The 21,312-nt window shown below is 73.8% G+C and carries 11 protein-coding genes; 7 read left to right on the top strand and 4 right to left on the bottom strand.

Going from position 1 to position 21,312, the window contains the following annotated elements:
• Window positions 1-25: 25 nt before the first annotated feature.
• A complete protein-coding gene (locus tag OO60_RS03135) occupies window positions 26-643 on the bottom strand; it encodes a helix-turn-helix transcriptional regulator (RefSeq protein ID WP_004559681.1) in 618 nt (205 codons plus the stop codon).
• On the bottom strand, window positions 640-1,749 hold the full coding sequence (locus OO60_RS03130) for a threonine synthase (RefSeq protein ID WP_004559680.1): 1,110 nt from the start codon (window positions 1,747-1,749) through the stop codon (window positions 640-642). Before OO60_RS03130 ends, OO60_RS03135 begins: the two co-directional genes overlap by 4 nt.
• Window positions 1,750-2,517: 768 nt before the next feature.
• Here OO60_RS03130 and OO60_RS03125 point away from each other — a divergent pair.
• From OO60_RS03125 to OO60_RS03100, 6 genes are all read left to right on the top strand, one after another.
• Window positions 2,518-9,246, top strand: a complete 6,729-nt coding sequence (locus OO60_RS03125) for a type I polyketide synthase (protein ID WP_033260729.1) — start codon at window positions 2,518-2,520, stop codon at window positions 9,244-9,246.
• Window positions 9,243-13,526, top strand: coding sequence for a beta-ketoacyl synthase N-terminal-like domain-containing protein (locus OO60_RS03120; RefSeq protein WP_167346727.1), 4,284 nt, complete (start codon window positions 9,243-9,245; stop codon window positions 13,524-13,526). The genes OO60_RS03125 and OO60_RS03120 overlap by 4 nt, the downstream gene beginning before the upstream one ends.
• Window positions 13,523-13,828: an acyl carrier protein gene (locus OO60_RS03115; RefSeq protein WP_004560718.1), complete on the top strand. Its 306-nt coding sequence runs from the start codon at window positions 13,523-13,525 to the stop codon at window positions 13,826-13,828. Before OO60_RS03120 ends, OO60_RS03115 begins: the two co-directional genes overlap by 4 nt.
• Entirely contained in the window at window positions 13,825-14,631 is an 807-nt protein-coding gene (locus OO60_RS03110) for an alpha/beta fold hydrolase (protein ID WP_004560719.1), read from the top strand. The genes OO60_RS03115 and OO60_RS03110 overlap by 4 nt, the downstream gene beginning before the upstream one ends.
• Window positions 14,631-15,809, top strand: coding sequence for a glycosyltransferase (locus OO60_RS03105; protein WP_033260728.1), 1,179 nt, complete (start codon window positions 14,631-14,633; stop codon window positions 15,807-15,809). The genes OO60_RS03110 and OO60_RS03105 overlap by 1 nt, the downstream gene beginning before the upstream one ends.
• Before the next feature lie 107 nt (window positions 15,810-15,916).
• Window positions 15,917-17,950: an MDR family MFS transporter gene (locus OO60_RS03100; RefSeq protein ID WP_004559526.1), complete on the top strand. Its 2,034-nt coding sequence runs from the start codon at window positions 15,917-15,919 to the stop codon at window positions 17,948-17,950.
• A 9-nt stretch (window positions 17,951-17,959) separates the two neighbouring features.
• On the opposite strand, the gene OO60_RS03095 is transcribed toward OO60_RS03100, so the two are convergent.
• Complete coding sequence (locus OO60_RS03095; RefSeq protein ID WP_004559527.1) at window positions 17,960-18,796, bottom strand: PHP domain-containing protein; 837 nt, start codon at window positions 18,794-18,796, stop codon at window positions 17,960-17,962.
• 40 nt (window positions 18,797-18,836) lie between these two features.
• Between OO60_RS03095 and ligD the strand changes: the two genes are divergently transcribed.
• A complete protein-coding gene (gene ligD, locus OO60_RS03090; protein WP_004559528.1) occupies window positions 18,837-19,781 on the top strand; it encodes a non-homologous end-joining DNA ligase in 945 nt (314 codons plus the stop codon).
• 217 nt (window positions 19,782-19,998) lie between these two features.
• Here the strand turns inward: ligD and OO60_RS03085 are convergent, their stop codons facing one another.
• Window positions 19,999-21,195: a thiolase family protein gene (locus tag OO60_RS03085; RefSeq protein WP_004559529.1), complete on the bottom strand. Its 1,197-nt coding sequence runs from the start codon at window positions 21,193-21,195 to the stop codon at window positions 19,999-20,001.
• Between the last annotated feature and the right edge of the window lie 117 nt (window positions 21,196-21,312).

The raw sequence follows: 21,312 nt of genomic DNA, 5'->3' as shown, positions 1-21,312 counted from the left end.
CGGGTGACCCGCCCCGGTATCCGGCTCAGCGCAGGTAGTTGTAGACGCTGGCGCGCGAGATCCCGAGCAGGTCGGTCACCGCGGGCACCGCGTTCTTCACCTCCAGGAACCCGCGCGCCTTCAACGTCCGCACCAGGTCCTTCTTCCCGGACGGCGGCAGGCTGCGCGGGGTGTGACCGCGCTCGGTCGCGTAGTCCTCGACCAGTGCGCGCAGCTCGTCGGCCGTCCGGGCGCGCAGGGACTCCGCCAGCGGTGCCGGCTCGTCGGTGCGGGCCAGCCTGGTCAGCGCCCGGGCCGCCGGGCCGAGCAAGGACACGTCGAGGTTGAGGCACAGGGCCGCGACGTACTCGCCCGCCGAATTGCGGAGGCCGATCGAGGTGCTCTTCGCCGGGCGGCCGTCCGGGAAGCGGTTCGGGTAGTTCTGCAGCACGTCCGGGAAGTCCGGGTCCGCGATCCTCGCCAGGCCCAGCTCGGTGGCCGGGTCGCCGACCGCCCGGCCCGACAGGCCGCCTTCGATCGCGCGCACCGCGTGGGCCGGGTCGCGCAGGTCGTGCAGCACCACCTCGCACAGGCCCGGGAACATCCGGCCGATCGCGTGGGCGATCTTCTCCGCCTCGCGCAGCAGCAGCTCGTCCTCGGTCATCCGATCAGCTCCCGCAGCGTGTCCGGCGCCTTCAGGCCGGAGCCGGTCAGCACGACGACCGTCGTTTCGCCGGGCCGGATGGCGCCCCGCGCGCGGAACACGTCGATGGCCGCGGCGGCCGTGGCGCTGGTCGGCTCCGCGTAGAGGCCGAGGGACGCCAGGCGGCGGGCGGCCGCGGCGATGGCGTCCTCCTCGATCGCCGCCGTGTCGCCGCCCGAGCGCCGGATCGCCGCGAGCACCTCGGGCAGCCGCACCGGATGGCGGATCGCCGTTCCCTCGGCGACGGTCGGGGCGAACGGCGGCGGCTGCCGGTCGTGGCAGGCCGCGTCGATCGGGGAGCAGTTGCGCGGCTGGGCGACGAGCAGGCGCGGCCGCCGCCCGATCGACCCCGCGGCCAGCAGCTCCCCGAACCCGAGGTCGCAGCCCAGCACGATGCTGCCCGCCCCGGCCACCGTGACGACGGCGTCCGGCGCGCGGAACCCGAGGTCCTCCCACAGCTCGTAGGCCAGCGTCTTGGTGCCCTGCAGGAAGAACGGGTGCCAGTTGTGGCTGGCGTAGGTCGTGTGCGCCGAACGGCGGACGGCCTCCGCGGCGGTGTCGTCGCGGGTGCCCGGCACCAGTTCGACGGCCGCGCCGTACGCGCGGGTCTGCAGCACCTTCGCCGGCGATGTCCCCTCGGGGGCCAGGACGGTCGCCGCGATGCCGGCCGCGGCGCTGTAGGCCGCGACCGACGAGCCGCCGTTGCCCGAGCTGTCCTCCAGCAGTTCGCGCACCCCGGCGCCGGCCAGCGCGGAGACCATGACGCTGGAACCGCGGTCCTTGAAGCTGCCGGTCGGGCTGAACCATTCGAGCTTGAACCGGACGTCGGTGCCGTCCCAGGCGCGGGGGACGAGCGGGGTGCAGCCTTCGCCGAGCGACACCGGGCGGAGGTCGCCGGGCAGCGCGGCCCGGTAGCGCCACAGGGACCGGACGCCGGTGTCGACGTCGTCCGGGCGCAGGCCCGGCAGCGGTGCGACGGTCAGCGGAGTGCCGTCGTCGCCGCGCCAGCGCCGGGGATCACCGGGGTACCGCTGCCCCGAGCGCTCGTCGGTGTACCAGTACTCCACCGCCACCTCCGTGTCTGGACGAACAGTCGAAGTCTAGACGCACTGTCTAGTGCTACTCGCTGGTACGCGAAATGTCTTCAGCTTCTTCTCAGGAAAAGCTTGTAACGCGGAGGCGGAAAATTTCGATCACCGCCGCCCGGGCTGCGCCGGCCGGACCACCGAAGGTGGGCGGCCGAATACCGGAGGTCGTCCCGGCCGCCGCGGCCGGGTGCCCCGTTCGTGGTCCGTGAGCACCGGGAACCCCGGTGCCGTCCCCATCCATTGTGGACTCGCGGCCGGGTGGCAGGCCGGTCCGCGTATTCTTCGGCCGATTCTTCCGGTCGCCCGGAAAAGCGGCGAGAAATCAACATCTGAAACCGGGGAAGAGGTGTCGGGGTCCATCTGCGAAGAGAGCTGTTCCGGATAGCGGGTTTACCATCCGGATACGCGGCGGTGGCCTTCCGGAAACGCGGCACCCGCCGGTCGATGTGGTCCGGACCGATCAACCGGACCGCGTCCACCAGGCGGGATGGCTTGCGCCGTCCGGCGGTGCGGGCCGGGTGGACCACGGCGCGGAACCGGTACGGGTGGCCGGCCACGGCAATCGCGTCCCGCCGGCCGGGTGTCCGAACGTGACGGCGGCGTTAAATTCTTGCGCTGCCGGCCTGGTCCGCCGCGAATTTTCTGAACAGCGGCGATGAAATCGCGGTGGGTTGTTGACGGCACGGAAGGAACCCGCTTAAGTACTCCCCGTTACCCTTCACCCTTTCGTGCGTAGCGGGAGTTCCCATGCGTCTCTCGAAACACGACTCCGCGCCGGCCGGGCTGGTCGTCGCCGTGTCGCCGCTGCGCCGGCCGTCGGCGCGCGGGGTCGCCGCCGCCGCGCGCGGCGGCGGGCTCGGGGTGCTCGACCTGACCGGCGGCGGCGCCGCGGCCGCGGAAGAGCTCGCGCTCCTGGGGGAATGGGACGTCCCGGCGTTCGGGGTGCGGCTGGCCCAGCCGGCGGACCTGCCCGACGCGGTGACCACCGTGCTGCTGACCGAAGACGCCCCCTGCGTGGCACGGGACTTCCCGGGCCGGTGGGTGCTGGCCGAGGTGACCTCCCGCGCGGCGGCCGCACGAGCGGTCGGCGGCGGCGCGCACGGCCTGATCGCCCGCGGCCACGAGTGCGGCGGACCGGCCGGGGAACTGAGCACCTTCGTGCTGCTGCAGGCCCTCCTGGCCGACGACACGCTCGGCGTCCCGGTGTGGGCGGCGGGCGGCATCGGGCCGCACACCGCCGCGGCCGCGATCGCGGGCGGCGCGGCCGGCGTCCTCGTCGACACGCAGCTCGCCCTGCTGCCCGAAGCCGAACTGCCGGCCACGCTCACCGCCGCCCTCACCGGTCTCGACGGTTCGGAAACGACCGTCGTCGACGGCGTCCGCGTGCTGGCGCGCCGCGGCACCGAGCCGGTCGAAGCGGGCCAGGACGTCTTCCTCGCCACCCGGTTCCGCGACCGCTGGGGCACCGTGACCGCGGCGGTCCGCGGCCTGGCCGACGCCGTCGGCGAAGCCCTGCGCGTGCCGGACGCCGTCCTCGGCCCGGGCAGCGCGGGCAGCCGCGCGCTCGGCACCGCGCTGCCCGTCGCGCAGGGACCGATGACCCGGGTCAGCGACCAGCCGGCCTTCGCGGCCGAAGTCGCCGCGGGCGGGGCGCTGCCGTTCATCGCACTGGCCCTGTCCGGCCCCGAGCAGACCCGCGACGTCCTGGAGCGGACCCGCGAAGCCGTCGGCGGCGCGCCTTGGGGCGTCGGAGTCCTCGGGTTCGCCGCCGACGACGTCAAGACCGCGCAGCTGGCGGTGATCCGCGAGCTGCGGCCGACCCACGCGATCATCGCCGGCGGCCGCCCGGCCCAGGCCGCGGCCCTGGAGGACGCCGGCATCAGCACGTTCCTGCACGTGCCGTCACCGGGCCTGCTGAAGCAGTTCCTCGAGGCGGGCGCGCGCAAGTTCGTGTTCGAAGGCTCCGAGTGCGGCGGGCACGTCGGCCCGCGCACCAGTTTCCCGTTGTGGGAGGCGCAGCTCGGCGTGCTCGGCGACTTCCTCGCGGCGACCCCGGCCGCGGCTGCCGAGCTGCAGCTGCTGTTCGCCGGCGGCGTTCACGACGAACGTTCGGCCGCGATGGTGGCCGCCCTCGCCGCGCCGGTGGCCGCGCGGGGCGCGGCGATCGGGGTGCTGATGGGCACCGCCTACCTCTTCACCCGCGAAGCCGTCGATGCCGGTGCCGTGCTCCCGCTGTTCCAGCGCCGGCTCCTGGCCGCCGAGCACACCGACCTCCTCGAAACCGCGCCCGGCCACGCCACCCGCTGCGTGCGCAGCCCGTTCACCGAGGAGTACGCCGCGATCAAGGCGGACCTCGCCGAGCGCGGCGTGCCGAGCCGCGACGCGTGGGAGCAGCTGGAAACGCTCAACGTCGGGCGGCTTCGCCTGGCGAGCAAGGGGATCGAGCGCGTCGGCGCCGAGCTGCGGGACGTCGGCGAAGACCGCCAGCTGGCCGAAGGCATGTTCATGGCCGGCGAGGTGGCGGTGCTGCGCTCGGCCGTCACGACGATCGCCGACCTGCACCACGCCGTCGGCGAAGGCGCGAACGCATTCCTGCGGGCACGCGCCGCCGGATTCGCGCTCACGACCCCGGAGCCGCCCGCGCCCGCGCCGCTGGACATCGCGATCGTCGGCATGGCCTGCATGTTCCCGCAGGCCCCGGACCTGGCCGCGTTCTGGGCGAACATCCTGGCCGGCGCCGACGCGGTCACCGAGGTGCCGCCGCAGCGCTGGGACACCTCGCTGTACTACGACCCGGACGGCCAGGGGGAGAAGACGCCGTCCCGCTGGGGCGGGTTCCTCCCGGAAATCGGCTTCGACCCGCTGCAGTACGGCATCCCGCCGTCGTCGCTGGCCAGCATCGAGCCCGTGCAGCTGCTGGCACTGGAGGCCGCGCACCGGGCGCTGGCCGACGCCGGGTACGCCGACCGGCCGTTCGACCGGGCGCGGACGTCGGTGGTGTTCGGCGCCGAGGCGGGCAGCGACCTGTCGAACGCGATGACCCTGCGGACCGTGCTGCCGTCCTACATGGGCGAACTACCGTCCGAGCTGGCCGAACGGCTGCCGCGGATCACCGAAGACTCCTTCCCCGGCGTGCTCGCCAACGTCATCGCCGGGCGGATCGCCAACCGGCTCGACCTGGGCGGGGCCAACTACACCGTCGACGCCGCGTGTGCGTCCTCCCTGACCGCGGTCGACGTCGCCTGCAAGGAACTGACCGCCGGCACCAGCGACCTCGTCCTCTGCGGCGGCGCCGACCTGCACAACGGCATCAACGACTACCTCCTGTTCGCCTCCGCGCACGCCCTCTCGCCGACCGGCCGGTCGGCCACGTTCGACAGCGCGGCCGACGGCATCGCGCTCGGCGAAGGCGTCGCGTGCCTCGCGCTCAAGCGCCTCGCCGACGCCGAACGCGACGGCGACCGCGTGTACGCGGTGATCAAGGGCGTCGGCGCGGCTTCGGACGGCCGCGCGCTCGGCCTCACCGCACCGCGGCCCGAAGGCCAGCACACCGCGTTGACCCGCGCCTACCGCAACGCCGGCGTCTCGCCCGCGCGCGTCGGGCTCGTCGAGGCGCACGGCACCGGCACGGTCGTCGGCGACCGGACCGAACTCGGGACCCTGACGAAGGTGTTCACCGAGGCCGGCGCCGCGCCGGGCGGATGCACGGTCGGCTCGGTGAAGTCCCAGATCGGGCACACCAAGTGCGCCGCGGGCCTGGCCGGGCTGATCAAGACCGCGCTGGCGCTGCACACCGGCGTCAAACCGCCGACGCTGCACCTTACGTCGCCGAACCCGGCGTGGGATCCGGAGACGAGCCCGTTCGTGTTCCAGTCGGCGGCGCAGCCGTGGACCGCGCCGCCGGCGGAGCGGCTCGCCGGGGTCAGCGCGTTCGGCTTCGGCGGCACGAACTTCCACGTGGTGCTCGGCGCGCACCCCGGGGTGCCGCCCGCGCAGGCGGCGGACGAGTGGCCCGCGGAGCTGTTCACCTTCACCACCGAAGCCGCGGCGCGGGCCGTGCTGGAACTGGCCACCGACGTCCCGGCCGGCCGGGCGCCGTGGCGGCTGCGCGACCTGGCCCTCGGCGCGTCCCGGCGGGCCGAAGCGGCGGGCGGGCGGATCCGGCTCGCCGTCGTCGCGTCCACTGTGGACGAGCTGGCCGAGCTGCTGCGGACGGCGCTGGCCGGGGACGACGCGCCGGGCGTGTACCGCGCCGGCCCGGCGGAGCCCGGCGAGGTCGCGGTGCTGTTCCCCGGCCAGGGCAGCCAGCGGCCGGGCATGTTCGCCGAGCTGTTCGTCACTTTCCCCGAGCTGCAGCGGTACCTGCGCCTCGACCCGCCCACGGCCGGGGTCGTGTTCGGCCCGGCGGTGTTCGGGGAACCGGCGCGGCAGGCGCAGGCCGGGCGCGTCACCGACACCCGCGTCGCCCAGCCCGCGCTCGGCCTCACCGGCCTGGCGGCGTTCCGGTTGCTGACCCGCGCCGGCGTCCGGCCCGCGATGCTCGGCGGCCACAGCTACGGCGAACTGACGGCGCTGGCCGCCGCGGGCGCGCTGACCCCGGAAGCCCTGCTGCACGCCAGCCACGCCCGGGCCGGCGCGATGGCCGGCGCGGTGCCATCGGACGACCCCGGCGCGATGGCCGCGGTCTCCGCGGGCGCCGCGGAGACCGGGAAGGTGCTCGCCGACGCCGGGCTCGCCACCGTCGTCCTGGCCAACCACAACTCGCCGCAGCAGACGGTCATCTCCGGGCCCACCGCCGACGTCGAGACCGCCGTCGGGCACCTGCGGGCCGCCGGGCTCGGCGCGAAACGCCTCCAGGTCGCGTGCGCGTTCCACAGCTCTCTGGTGGCACCGGCGGGGGAGGCGTTCGGCCGCGCGCTCGAGGCGATCGGCGTCGTGCGGCCCGCCGTCCCGGTGTACGCCAACCGGACGGCAGGCCCCTACCCGCCGGACCCGGACGCCATCCGCGGCGAGCTGGCCGCCCAGCTGGGCGCGCCGGTCCGGTTCGTCGAGCAGGTCGAGGCGATGTACGCGGCCGGTGCGCGGGTCTTCGTCGAGGCCGGGCCGGGTGCGGTCCTGGCCAAGCAGGTCGCCGCGATCCTCGGCGACCGTCCGCATCGGACGGTCGGCTTCGAACAGCCGGGCCGCCGCGGCCTGCCCGGCTTCCTCGGCGCGCTGGCGCAGCTGGCGGTGTCCGGAGTGGACGTCGGGACCGGCTGGCTGTTCCGCGGCCGCGACGCGGTCGACGCGTCGGCGGCCGAACGGCCGACGCGTCCCGGGTGGACGGTCGACGGGCACCTGCTGCGCGCCGCGGACGGCACGATCCCGGCCGGCGCCCTGCGCCCGGCCGAGCGGATCACCCTCGGCGTTTCGCCCGGGCCGGAGCCGGTTTCGTCGGAGGCGATGGTCGCGGACTTCCTGCGCACGAGCCGCGAGATGATCGCGGCCCAGCGTGACGTGCTCCTCGGCTTCTTCGGCGCGGACGCCCCGGCGCCGGTGCGAGCCGCGATCCCGGCGCCGCAGGTCGTCGTGGCCCCGGCCCCGCCGGAAGTCACCGTGGGCCGGTCCGTGCTGGCGACCGTGGTCGAGGTGATCGGGGAGCGGACCGGGTACCCGGTGGAGATGATCGAGCCGGACCTCGATCTGGAAGCCGACCTGAGCGTGGATTCGATCAAGCGTGCGGAGATCGCGGGCGAGCTGGCGGCCCGGCTGGGGCTCGCCGGCGGTGACGTCGAGGAGTTCGCGAAGGCCCGGACGGCCGCGGCGATCGTCGAGCTGATCGGCGGTGCGGAGCCCGCCGCGGCCGTCGTGCCGGTGCTGGCGACCGTGGTCGAGGTGATCGGGGAGCGGACCGGGTACCCGGCAGAGATGATCGAGCCGGACCTCGATCTGGAAGCCGACCTGAGCATCGACTCGATCAAGCGCGCCGAGATCGCCGGCGAACTGACCGTCCGCCTGGGGACCGGCGACGTCGAAGAGCTGGCCAAGGCCCGGACGGCGGCGGGGATCGCCGAGCTGCTGGGCAACGGCGAACCGGGCTCCGGCGAACCGCGGCCGGTGCCGGGCGAGCCCGAACCGGTGATCGTCGCGCCGAAGCGGTACCTCATGACCGAGGTCGCGCTCGCGCCCGCCGGTGTCCCCACCATCGCGGGCCGCCGGTTCCTGGTCGTCGGTTCCGGCGCGGGGGACGTCCGCGCCGCACTCGAGACCCACGGCGCCGAGGCCGAGACCGGTGCGGAGGTCCGGCCCGGGTTCGACGGGTACCTTTTCCTCGACCCCGTCCTGCCGGCCGCCTTCCGGCGCTACCAGGACGCCCTCGGGAGCCACCCCCGGTGGCTGCTCAGCGCCGGACCGGCCGAAGGTCTGCGCGGGTTCCACCGGAGTCTCGCCCGCGAGTACCCGGACACCCTCGTCCGGGTCGTCGAAGGCGCGGACGCGGCCGCCCTCGTGGCCGAGCTGTCCACAGCGGACCGCGAGCCGGTCGTCGTCCACCGCGGAGGCGTCAGGCACGGCATCGAACCGGCCGAGGAGGACCTCGGCCCGCTCGCCCGCAGCGGCGCGGGCCCGGCGGGCGACGGCGCCGCCGAGGCCGCCGCGATCGGCCTGGACCGCGACTCGGTCGTCCTGCTCGTCGGCGGCGCCAAGGGCATCACCGCCCGGTTCGCCGCCACCCTCGCCGGTGCCGCCCGCTGCCGCGTCGAACTGCTCGGCCGGACGCCGGTGCCTGCCGCCCAGGACGAACACCCGCACGCCCGGACCGCCAAGGACCTCCGCGCCGCGCTCGTCGCCAGCGGGCTGAAGAACCCGGCCGAGATCGAACGGACGGTCCGCCGGATCCAGGGCGAACGCGAGGTCCGGCAGACCCTGCGGACGCTGGGCGAACTCGGCAGCCCGGCCCGCTACCAGTCGGTCGACATGCTCGACGCCGAAGCCGTGCACCGCGCGGTCAAGGAGATCCACGCCGAGTACGGCCGCCTCGACGGCATCGTCTACGCGGCCGGCGTGATCGAGGACAAGCTCGTCGCCGACAAGACGGCGGAGTCGTTCGAGCGCGTCTACGGCACGAAGGTCGACGGCGCCCGCACCCTCCTCGAAGCGACCGCCGACCTGCCCGACGAGCCGAAGTTCGTGGTCCTCTTCGGCAGCATCGCCGCCACCCTCGGCAACCGCGGCCAGTCGGACTACGCCGCCGCGAACGACGCCCTCGAAGCGCTCGGCGGCCGGTGGCCGGCCGGGCGCTCGGTGACCGTCCACTGGGGACCGTGGGCCCCGACCGGCGACCACGACGGTATGGTGACCCCCGAGCTGATGCGCGACTACGCCCGCCGCGGCATCGCCCTCATCGACCCCGAAGAAGGCACTCTCGGCCTGCTGCGCGAGCTGGCGTGGGGTCGTCCGGGCACCGCCGCCGTCGTCCACACCGCGTCCGGGTGGTGACGGACGTGCGCGTGGCGATCGTCGGGATGTCGGTGCTGTTGCCCGGCGCGCCGGACCTGGCGGCCTACTGGCGCAACCTCGTCGGCGGCGTCGACGCGATCACCGAAGTGCCGCCGGAGAAGTGGGACCACGCGCACTACGCGCCGGACGAGCAGCGCCGGGCCGACCGCGTCTATTGCCGGCGCGGCGGGTTCGTCGACGAACTGGCCGAAGTGGACGTCACCGGCTTCGGGATCATGCCGAACTCCGTGCCCGCCACCGAGCCCGACCAGCTGATCGCGCTGCGCGTGGCGGCGCAGGCCGTCGCCGACGCGGGCGGCCCGGACCGGCTGCCCGCCGACCGGGCGAAGGTCGGTGTCGTGCTCGGCCGCGGCGGCTACCTGACACCCGGGCTGGTCCGCCTCGACCAGCGCGTCCGCACCGCGACCCAGCTCGTCCGCACCCTCGGCGAGCTGCTGCCGGACCTGGACGCCGACCGGCTCGACGCGGTCCGCCGCGCCTTCACCGACCAGCTCGGCCCGGAGGCGCCCGAGTCCGCGATCGGGCTGGTGCCCAACCTGGCCGCGTCCCGGCTGGCCAACCGCCTCGACCTGCGCGGCCCGGCGTACACCGTGGACGCCGCCTGCGCGTCCTCGCTGATCGCGGTCGACCACGCCGTGCGCGAGCTGGCCACCGGCCGGTGCGACGTCGTCCTCGCCGGCGGGGTGCACCACTGCCACGACATCACCTTCTGGAGCGTGTTCACGCAGCTCGGCGCGCTGTCGCCGACCGAGCGGATCCGGCCGTTCCACCGCGACGCCGACGGTGTGCTGATCGGCGAGGGCACCGGGGTCGTCGTCCTCAAACGCCTCGCCGACGCCCAGCGCGACGGCGACCGCGTGTACGCCGTGATCACCGGCACCGGCGTCGCCTCCGACGGGCGGACGGCCAGCCTGGCCAGCCCCGACTCCGGCGGCCAGGTCCGGGCGGTCCGCCAGGCGTGGGCCGCGGCGGGCCTGGACCCGGCCGCCCCGGACTCGATCGGCCTGCTGGAGGCGCACGGCACCGCGACCCCGGCCGGCGACGCGGCGGAGCTCGCCACCCTCTCCGAGGTCTTCGGGGCGCAGGGGAGCGCGGTGCTCGGCTCGGTCAAGTCGATGATCGGCCACACGATGCCCGCGGCCGGCGTCGCGGGGCTCGTCAAGGCGGCCTTGGCCGTGCACCACGGCGTCCTGCTGCCCACCCTGCACTGCGACGACCCGCACCCGGCGCTCGCGTCCACCCGGTTCTCCCCTTTGGACAGTGCAAGGCCGTGGGACGCGCCGGTGCGCCGCGCCGGGGTCAACGCGTTCGGGTTCGGCGGGATCAACGCCCACGTCGTGCTGGAGCAGGCGCCGGGCCGCGCGAAGCCGGTCGCGGTGCGCGAGCCCGAACGCGTGCTGCGGCTCGCCGCGCCGACCCTCGACGCGCTGCGGGAGGCGTTCGACCGGCCCGGCCACCGGGAAACCGGCGACGGCCCGGTCCGGCTCGGCGTCGTCGACCCGACGGAGAAACGGCTGGCCCTCGCCCGCAAGGCCCTGGCGCGGGGCCGGGCCTGGCGCGGCCGCAACGACGTCTGGTTCGCCGACCGCCCCCTGCTCGGGCCGGGCGGCGGCAAGATCGTCTTCCTCTTCCCCGGCCTGGAATCGGAGCTCACGCTCGACTGCGGCGACATCGCCCGCCACTTCGGGCTGCCGTGGCAGCACGCGGACGTCGAGGTCGGCGACGTCGGACGGCAGGGCGCCGCGGTGTTCGAGCTGGGCAGGCTCCTGCACGCCGCCCTCGGCAGGCTCGGCGTGACGCCGGACGCCGTCGCCGGGCACAGCCTGGGCGAATGGACGGCGATGGCCGTCGCCGGTGTCTACGCCGAAGCCGAGGTCGACGCCTTCCTCGCCGGGTTCGACCCGGACAGCCTCGTCGTGCCCGGGCTCGCCTTCGCCGCGATCGGCGCGCCCGCGCCGCGCGTCGCCGAGGAGCTGGCCGGGCGCGCGGACGTCGTGCTCTCCCACGACAACTCCCCGAACCAGGCCATGGTCTGCGGCCCGGAGGCGGCGGTCGGCGCGCTCGTGCAGCGGTTCCGGGACGCCGGGACCGTGGCGCAGGTGCTGCCCTTCCGGTCCGGTTTCCACACCCCGATGCTGCGGCCGTACCTGGACCCGATCCGCGCGGCGGCCGGGCGCTTCACCCTGCACCCGCCCGTCCTGCCGCTCTGGTCGGCGACCACGGTGTCGGAGTACCCGGCGGGCGAGGCCGACGTCCGCGAGCTGTTCGTGCGGCACCTCCTGGAGCCGGTCCGGTTCCGCCCGCTGGTGCAGGCACTGCACGCGGCCGGGTTCCGCGCGTTCGTCCAGGCCGGTGCCGGGCAGCTGGGCTCGCTGGTCGGCGACACCCTGCACGGCGAGGAGCACCTGGTCGTGGCGGCCCACTCGGCGCACCGGCCCGGGCTCGCGCAGCTGCGCCGGGTCGCCACCGCGTTGTGGGTGGACGGCCTGGACGTCGACTTCGCCCGCCTCCCCGGCGAGCGCCCGGCGACGCCCAAGGCCGTCAAGCTCGACCTCGGCGGCCGCCTGATCTCCCTCGACGACCAGGTGCGGGCGCGGATCGCCCTGCCCGCCGGCCGGTCCACAGTGGACGATCTGGCCGCGAAGGGCCCGCTGGCCGCGGAGTTCGCCGCCCTGCTGGCCGACACCGCCGACCTGGCCTCCACTGTGCTCGCCGGACCGGCCCGGCGGCGGCCACCCCCGCGGAAGCTCGACACCACGCTGACCGTGTCGCTCGACGCGATGCCGTACCTGCTCGACCACTGCTTCTTCAAGCAGCCACCCCAGGCCGACCCGGGCGACCGCTGGCCGGTCGTCCCGGCCACCACGGTGATCGACCACCTGATGCGCTTCGCCGAACAGGCCGCGCCCGGCCGGCACGCGGTCGCGGTGCACGACGTCCGGCTCTCCCAGTGGATCACCGCGGTCCCGCCGGTCACCGTGCCGGTCCGCGTCCGGCCGCAGGGCCCGGACCGGGTGTCCGCCGCCCTCGCCGGGTACTCCCAGGCTGTCGTCGAGCTGGCCCCGGCGTACCCGGCGGCGGCGCCGGCGCCGTGGCGGTTCCCGGCGTCGGCCGAGCGGGTGCCCGAGACCACCGCGGCGCAGCTGTACGACGAGCGCTGGATGTTCCACGGTCCGCGCTTCCAGGGGGTCACCGAGCTGACCGCGGTCGGCGAACGGCACGTGCGGGCCGTGCTCACCACGCCGCCCGCGCCCGGCGCGCTGCTCGACAACGTCGGCCAGGTGCTCGGCTACTGGATCATGTCCCGGCTGCCCGAACGGACCACCGTGTTCCCGGTCGCCATGCGCGAAATCCGGTTCCACGGCGCGCACCCGGCGCCGGGGGAGCGCCTGGAGTGCCTGGTCCGGATCACCGGCCTGACGGACGAGTTCCTCGACGCCGACATGCAGCTCGTCCACGACGGCCGGGTCTGGGCCGAGTTCACCGGCTGGCGCGACCGGCGGTTCGACAGCACCGCGCACATCCGCCAGGCCGACCGCACCCCCGAGCGTTCGACGCTGTCGCACGAACAGCCGGGCGGCTGGGCGCTGGTGCACGAGCAGTGGCCGGACCTGGCCACGCGCGAGCTGATCATGCGCAACTACCTCGCCGGCCCCGAGCGGGACGCCTACGACCGCCGTCCGCCGCGCGGGCGCCGCCAGTGGCTGCTCGGGCGGATCGCGGCGAAGGACGCTGTCCGCCAGTTCCTCTGGGCCCGCGGCGAGGCCGAGATGTTTCCCGCCGAGCTGCGCATCGGCAACGACGACGCCGGCTGCCCGTTCGCCATCGGCGCCTACGGCCGTGACCTGCCGGAGCTGACGATCTCGGTGGCCCACCGGGCCGAGGCCGGGGTGGCGATCGCCCGCCACGGCCCCTGCGGGATCGACGTCGAGGAGGTCGGGCCGCGCTCGCAGTCCACTGTGGAGGCTGCGCTGGGGCCGGGCGAACTGGCGCTGTTCGCGAGCCTGCCCGGCGATCCGGAACGCTGGTTCGCCCGGTTCTGGACGGCCAAGGAGGCCGTCGCGAAGCGGCTCGGCACCGGTCTGCGCGGTGAGCCCCGCGACTTCGAGGTCGTCGCGGCGGCCCCGGACGCGCTCACCGTCCGGGCCCGCGCGCACGAGTACCGCGTGTGCTGCACCGACGTCGAGAACCCGCCCGGAGCGCCGCCGCGCCACTACGTCGTCGCCTGGACCGAAGAGACGAAGGAGACCACCGGATGAGCATCGAGACCACGGCGACCGAAGCGGCGACCGTCCTCGCGGCGCTGGCCGGGATGCTGCGCGAGCTGCTCGAAGAGTACGGCCTGGACGACGCCGAGATCACCATGGAGACGACCTTCCACGACGACCTCGAGCTGGAGAGCGTCGACCTGGTGGCGCTGTCCGGGCAGCTGCGCGAGCACTACGGCGACCGCGTCAACTTCGCCGCCTTCATCGCCGAACGCGACTTGGACGAGATCATCGCGCTGACCGTGGGCGAGCTCGTCCGGTACATCGTCGCGTCGCTGCGGGCGACCGCGTGAGCCGGATCCGCGCGGGTGAGCTGGACGTGCACGTCCAGCGGCTCACCCCGGACGCGCCGCTGGACGGCGACGCGCCGGTCGTCGTGTGCGTCCACGGCCTGCTCACCGACAGCCTCGCCAGCTACTACTTCACCCTCGGCCCGGACTTCGCCGCGCGCGGGCTCGACGTGCTGATGTACGACCTGCGCGGGCACGGCCGGACGACCCGCCCGGCGTCCGGCTACCACCTGGAGCGGTTCGTCGACGACCTCGTCGCGGTCCTCGACGCGTGCGAAGTCACCCGGCCGGTGCACGTCGTCGGCAACTCGTTCGGCGCTTCGGTGGCGTTCGGGCTGGCCGCCGCCCGGCCCGACCGGGTGGCGAGCGTCGTCGTGATCGAGGGCGAGCCCCCGACCGCGGAGTGGACCGGGCACATGGCCGACGGCCTGGCCGACGCCAAGGCCCGGCTGGCGATCGACGAGGTGATCGGCTGGATCGCCGACCACCACGGCGCGCACACCGCCCGGCTGTCCAAGGCCGCGAACCGCATCCTGCAGACCACCACGATCGCCGAGGACATCCCGCGCAGCGCGACGATCGCCGCGGACCTCTCGGCGGTGCGCTGCCCGGTGTTCGCCATCTTCGGCGGCGACTCGGGCCTGGCCGCCCAGGTGCCGCACTTCGAGACGCACCTGGCGGGCTGCCGCACCGTCGTGCTGCCCGACCAGGGGCACTCGGTGCTGGTCGAGCGGACCGCCGAGGTCACCGAGCTGATCTTCGGGTGGGTCCGCGACACCGCGCGCACGCAGGCCCGGGTGCGGTAGTGGCCCGGTTCCTCTTCGTCGTCCCGCCCCTGACCGGGCACGTCAACCCGGCCGCCGGGGTGGCGGCCGAGCTGGCCGCACGCGGCCACGAGGTCGCCTGGGCCGGGCACCCCGAGCTGCTGTGGCAGCTGGCCGGGCCGGACGCGCTGGTGTTCTCGTGCGCCCTGCCGGCGGACGCGCCGGAGCGGCCCGCCGGGCTCAAGGGCCCGGCGGCGCTGCGGTTCCTGTGGCAGGACTTCCTGGTCCCGCTCGCCGACGCGATGGCGCCCGGCGTGGCCGCGGCCCTCGACGCGTTCCAGCCGCACGTCGTCGTCGCCGACCAGCAGGCCCTGGCCGGCGGGCTGCTCGCCGAAGCGCACGGCCTGCCGTGGGTGACGTCGGCGACGACGTCGGCCGAGCTGGTCGACCCCCTCGCCGGGATGCCGAAAGTCGGCGAGTGGGTCGCCTCGCTGCTCGACGGGCTGCGCGCCCGGATCGCCGGCGGCCGGGGCACGGCCGACCCCCGGTTCTCCCCGCACGGCGTCCTGGCGTTCACCACCCGCGAGCTGCTCGGCGCGGCCGCCCTGCCGCCCCGCGTCCGGCTCGTGGGCCCGGCGCTCGGCGCGCGTCCGTCCACAACGGACTTCCCGTGGGAGTGGCTCGACCCGCTGCGGCCGGCGGTCCTGGTGTCCCTCGGCACCGCGAACACGGCCGCGGGCGCCGGGTTCCTGGCCGCGACGGCGGCGGCGTTCGCCGGGCTGCCGGCGCGGGCCGTGATCGCCGACCCCGGCGGCGTGCTGGGCGAGGTCCCGCCGAACGTCCTGGTGCGGCGGCAGGTCCCGCAGGTGCCGTTGCTCGCGCGGGTGGACGCGGTGCTGTGCCACGCGGGCCACAACACGGTCTGCGAAACCCTGTGGCACGGCCTCCCGCTGGTGGTCGCCCCGATCCGCGACGACCAGCCGATCGTGGCGGGCCAGGTGGTGGCGGCCGGTGCGGGCCTCCGGCTGCGGTTCGGCCGCGCGGACGCCCCGCGCATCGCGGCGGCGGTCGAGGAGGTGCTGACGGAACCGGCGTACCGGCGGGCGGCCGAGACGATCGCCGCGTCCTTCCACGCGGCGGGCGGCAGCGCGGCGGCCGCGGGTCACCTGGAGCAGCTCGCGCTCGAAAGCCTGGCCCACCTGGCTCCGGCAAAGCCTTGACCTGCAGTGCGCAGGGGGTTCGAACCCCGGCCCGGCGTCACCGGAACGGGTGGCTATCCACAGTGGACTCAGCGCACTAGCTTGGAAGGCCGAGCCAGGAGGTGCGGATGACGGCCACCGCGGAGGCCACCCCCGGTGCGGCGGTCCCGCCCGCCCTGAGCCGCGGGCGGGTCAACGCCGTGTTCGGCGCCGTGCTGCTCGGCATGCTGCTGGCCGCGCTGGACCAGACCATCGTCGGGACCGCGCTGCCCACCATCGTCGGCGACCTCGGCGGGGCCGGGCACCTGTCCTGGGTGGTGACGTCCTACCTGCTCGCCGAGACGATCATGACCGTGGTCGTCGGCAAGCTCGGCGACCTGTTCGGCCGCAAACTGCTGTTCCAGCTGTCGGTGATCGTGTTCGGCATCGGCTCGTTCTGCGCCGGGTTCGCCGGCAGCATGGTCTGGCTGATCGTCTGGCGCGCGGTGCAGGGCCTCGGCGGCGGCGGGCTGATGGTCACCTCGACCGCGCTGATCGCCGACGTCGTGCCGCTGCGCGAGCGCGGCAAGTACCAGGGCGTCCTCGGGTCGGTGTTCGGCGTGGTCACCGTGGCCGGCCCGATGCTCGGCGGCTTCTTCGTCGACCACCTGTCCTGGCGCTGGGCGTTCTACGTCAACATCCCGCTGGTCGTGGTGGTGCTGGTGGTGGCGTCCTCGGCGATGCCGAACGCGCGCGCCGCGGTCAAACCGGTCATCGACTACCTCGGCATCCTGCTGATCGGCCTCGCCGCGACCGGACTGACGCTGGTCACGAGCTGGGGCGGCACGCAGTACGCGTGGGGCTCGCCGGTGATCATCGGGATGGCGGCCGGTTCGCTGGTGCTGCTGGCCGCGTTCGTCTTCACCGAGCTGCGCGCGAAGGAGCCGATGCTGCCGATGCGGCTGTTCCGCAACCCGGTGTTCACGGTCGGCGGGATCATGAGCTTCGTCGTCGGCTTCGCGATGCTCGGCGCGTTGTCGTACCTGCCGACGTACATGCAGTACGTCCAGGGCACGTCCGCGACGACGTCGGGCGTGCGGCTGCTGCCGATGGTGCTGGCGCTGCTCGTCGCGTCGATCGCCGCGGGCAACGCGGTGAGCCGCACCGGGCGCTACAAGATCTTCCCCCTGGCCGGGGCCGCGGGCATGACGATCGGGCTCTACCTGCTGTCGCGGCTGGACACCGACACCGGGTTCTGGGAGGCGTCGGCGTACATGGCGGTGCTGGGCCTGGGCATCGGGCTCGGCATGCAGGTGCTGACCATCGCCGTGCAGAACACCGTCGACTACGCCGACCTCGGCGTCGCGACCTCGGGCGTGACGTTCCTGCGGTCGATCGGCAGCTCGTTCGGCGCGGCGATCTTCGGCACGGTGTACGCGAACCAGCTGACGCCGAAGCTGGCCGCGGCGGTGCCGCCGGGCATCGATTCGCGGGTGGTCCAGGTGCCGACCGCGCTGCACGCCCTGCCGGAAGCGGTGTCGGCGCCGGTGATCAAGGCCTACAGCGACTCGCTGCACGTGGTGTTCCTCGCCGCGGCCCCGGTCGGCCTGGTGGCCCTGGTCCTGGCGTTCTTCCTCAAGGAGGTCCCGCTGCGCGACACGGCCCGCGCGGCGGCCCCGGACCTCGGCGACGGCTTCGCGATGCCGGAGGCCCGCACCGGCGACCGCGAGCTGGAACGCGCGGTCGCGACGCTGTTCTTCCGCGAGCGCCGCCAGGTGGCGCCGTCGATCATCGAGCGGGCCGGCGGCGACCTCGACGAGGGTGGCATCTGGTGCCTGCTGCAGGTCCACCTGCGAGAACGCCGTGGAACGCCCGCCACGCTGCGGGCGATCGGCGCGTACTTCGGCGTCCCGGCGCAGGTCCTGGAACCGGCGTTCAACCGCCTGGAGCTGACGGGCCACCTGAGCTACACCCGCGACGGCTGGGCGCTGACCGCCGCGGGCCGCGCGGAGTTCGGGAAGGTGGTGCAGGCCTGGCACGACTGGCTGGCCGACCGCCTCGGCGACTGGGGCACGGGCAACCGCGCCGAGCTGGACGCGGCCATCGGGCGGGTGGCGGCCCGGCTGATGGACCAGAGCGCGGAGTCGCGGACGCACGGCCGCCACGCGCTCGCCGGCGCCTGACGGCCCTGGTCAGCGGCGCCAGAAGTCGTGCGGGGTCCGGCCCGGCCGGAAACCGCACGACTCCACCAACGCCGCCGCTTCCGTGAAGCCGTGCCCGACCAGGCCCGGCTCGTGCGCGTCGCTGCCGAACGTCACCGCTTCGCCACCCTCCTGGAACCACCACCGCACCACCTCGCCCGGCAGCGGGACCTTCGTGTTCACCTCCAGCGCCCGGCCGCTCGCCCGCAAGGCGCGCAGCACCGTCCGGAACTCCTCCTCGAACTCGCCCACCTCGAACGGCGGGCCCTCCGCCGGCCACGAGCGCAGCGCGTAGTCGATGTGGGCGAGCACCGCGAAGCCGGCCGTCGACTCGGCCAGGCCCAGCACCTCGCCGAGGTAGGCCCGCAGCACCTCGCCCGGCGGCCGGTCCGAGACCAGCGTCAGCTCGTGGTGGTGCTCACCGCCGGGCAGGGAGTGCACCGAGCCGAGCACGCGGTCGAAGTCGTGGGCCGCCAGCAGGGCGTCGGCCCGCGGCCGGTGCCAATGCGGCTCGCTGAGCTCCACCCCGGACAGGATCCGCAGCCCGGGGAACCGCGCGCGGCACTCCTCGACGCACGCCAGGTACCCGGCCACGTCCAGCTCGGGTGGTTCAAGCACGCCGTCCGGGCGCAGGCGCACCCGGAAGTGGCCGGGCAGCAGTGGCCGGACCGGCTCGGGGATCAGCCACGGCGTCAGGTCGGCGTGCTCGGTGAACGCCACCGACGGCAGGCCCAGCTCGATCGCCCGCTCGCACGAGCCGATCATCGACCCGGTGACGGTGTCCCATGACCATTCGGTGTGGACGTGACCGTCCGTCGGCAGGCTCACCAGCCCACCGTAGCGGCGAATTTCGGCTAGCGTCTTGTCCATGGCGGACAAGGCTGTGGAACTGGAGGTCGGCCCGCACACCGTGCGGATCTCCAACCCGGACCGGGTCTACTTCCCGGCCCGCGGCGAGACGAAGCTCGACCTGGTCAAGTACTACCTCTCGGTGGGCGACGGGATCGTCAACGCCCTGCGCGAACGTCCCTGCATGCTGCACCGGTTCCCGTCCGGTGTGGCGGGGGAGAAGGTGCACCAGAAGCGCGTGCCGAACGGGGCGCCGCCGTGGCTGGAGACCGTCCGGGTGACCTTTCCGCGCTATAACCGGCATGCCGATGAGCTGTGTGTCACCGAGCTCGCGCACGTCGTCTGGGCCGTGCAGATGTCCACTGTGGAGTTTCATCCGTGGAACTCGCGGCGGGCTGACACCGAGAAGCCAGATGAGTGGCGGATCGATCTCGATCCGATGCCGGAGTGTGGTTATGACCGGGTTCGGCGGGTCGCGCATGTTGCTCATGAGGTTCTTGATGAGCTTGGGGCGGTGGGGTGGCCGAAGACTTCGGGCGGGCGGGGGCTGCACATCTATGTTCGGATTGAGCCTCGGTGGGGTTTTGCCGATGTTCGGCGGGCGGCTCTTGCCTTTGCTCGTGAGGTTGAGCGGCGGGCTCCGGATGATGTCACCACCACCTGGTGGCGGAAGGATCGGGATCCGCGGTTGCTTTTTGTCGACTACAACCAGAATGCCCGGGATCATACGATTGCCAGTGCCTATTCGGTGCGGGGCAATCCCGAAGGGACGGTCTCCACGCCGGTTCGGTGGACGGAGATCGACGATGCCGAGCCGGGGGATTTCACCATTGCCACCGTTCCGGCGCGGTATGCCGAGGTGGGGGATCTTCATGCCGGGATCGATGATGCGGTGTTTTCGCTCGAGCCGCTGCTGGAGTGGGCCGATCGGGATGGGGTCGAGGAGCCGCCTGATTCCGATTGACTGATCTTCCGCAACCCCGAAGCCCCATTGTGACTACGGACGGCGGCGGTTTGTCAAGGCGGGAAAGCGTGCCTTGACAAACCGCCGCCGTCCGTGTTCTGGCTTCGGATCGGGGTTGCGGGGAGTCTGGGTTGTTCCCTGCCGGGGTCTCGCTGTCGTGCTCGGCTTGTCGTGAGTGGTACGGCTTGTTCTAACACGTCTTGCCACTCACGAGGTTTTAGCTCAGGCGCTCGATTATTGTTGCGTTGGCGAGGCCGCCCGCTTCGCACATTGTCTGGAGGCCGTAGCGGCCTCCTGTTTGCTCCAGTACCGACAGCAGTGTTGTTGCCAGCCTGGCTCCGCTGGCGCCCAGGGGGTGTCCTAGGGCTATTGCTCCGCCGTTGATGTTGACCTTTGCCGGGTCTGCTCCTGTTTCCTGCTGCCAGGCCAGTACTACGCTGGCGAATGCCTCGTTTACCTCGAATGCGTCGATGTCCGCTATGTTCAAGCCTGCTCGGGCCAGGACCTTGTGGGTGGCCGGGATGATGCCCGTCAGCATGAGCAGGGGGTCGTCGCCCGTTACCGCGAAACTGTGGATCCTCGCTCGGGGCTTGAGACCCAATGCTGCCGCCGTTTCGGTGCTGGTGATCAGGAGGGCTGCCGCGCCGTCGTTGATCGGTGAGGAGTTGCCTGCCGTGATGTGCCAGGGGAGGTTCGGGAATCGCTGCTCCCAGACGTCCGCGCGGAATGCCGGCTTCAGGCCCGCCAGGATCTCCGGGGTGGTGCCGGGGCGGACCGTCTCGTCGGTGGTGACGTCGATGAGCGCGCCGTCGGGGCCTGGGGCCTTCAGTGGGGCCACTTCGGCCGCGAACTTGCCGCCCGCCCATGCCTTTGCCGCGCGCTGGTGGCTTTGCGCGGAGAACTCGTCCAGCTGCGCTCGGGTCAGGCCCCACTTTGCCGCGATGAGTTCCGCGCTGATGCCCTGGGGGACCAGCCCGTCCGGGTAGCGCGCGGCGATCCGGGAGCCGAACGGGTCGCGGCCCGCCACCTGGCTGCCCATCGGGACCCGGCTCATCGACTCGACGCCCGAGGCGATCACGGCGTCGTACGCGCCTGCGATGACGCCCTGGGCCGCGAAGTGGATTGCCTGCTGGCTGCTGCCGCACTGGCGGTCGACGGTCACCGCCGGTACCGATTCCGGCAGGCCCGCCGCCAGGGCCGCCCAGCGTGCCGTGTTCATGCTCTGCTCGCCGATCTGGCCGACCGCTCCGCTGATCACGTCGTCGATGCGGGCCGGGTCGATGCCGGTGCGCTCGATCAGGGAACGCAGGGCGTGGGCGTGCAGGTCGACCGGGTGGACCCCGGCCAGGGTGCCGTTCGGCTTGCCCTTGCCGATCGGGGTTCGTACCGCGTCGACGATCACCGCGTCCGTCATGGCGTCTGCCTCCTCGCAGCTGGGGATACCTCCGGGTATACGCCCGGTGAGTTGGATTTCACAACTCAGGTGTTCGGCACGTCACAGGGCGTTGACGTGCTAGGTTGGATTTTCAAT

This window comes from Amycolatopsis vancoresmycina (assembly GCF_000716785.1).
Classification (GTDB): domain Bacteria; phylum Actinomycetota; class Actinomycetes; order Mycobacteriales; family Pseudonocardiaceae; genus Amycolatopsis; species Amycolatopsis vancoresmycina.
Note: the sequence above shows the minus strand (reverse complement) of the source record. Positions and strands in the feature narration are given on the sequence as shown.

Coding starts and splice junctions, on each gene's coding strand:
- OO60_RS03135 (WP_004559681.1), bottom strand. CDS start 643: ATGACCGAGGACGAGCTGCTGCTGCGCGAGGCGGAGAAGATCGCCCAC.
- OO60_RS03125 (WP_033260729.1), top strand. CDS start 2,518: ATGCGTCTCTCGAAACACGACTCCGCGCCGGCCGGGCTGGTCGTCGCC.
- OO60_RS03115 (WP_004560718.1), top strand. CDS start 13,523: ATGAGCATCGAGACCACGGCGACCGAAGCGGCGACCGTCCTCGCGGCG.
- OO60_RS03100 (WP_004559526.1), top strand. CDS start 15,917: ATGACGGCCACCGCGGAGGCCACCCCCGGTGCGGCGGTCCCGCCCGCC.
- ligD (WP_004559528.1), top strand. CDS start 18,837: ATGGCGGACAAGGCTGTGGAACTGGAGGTCGGCCCGCACACCGTGCGG.
- OO60_RS03085 (WP_004559529.1), bottom strand. CDS start 21,195: ATGACGGACGCGGTGATCGTCGACGCGGTACGAACCCCGATCGGCAAG.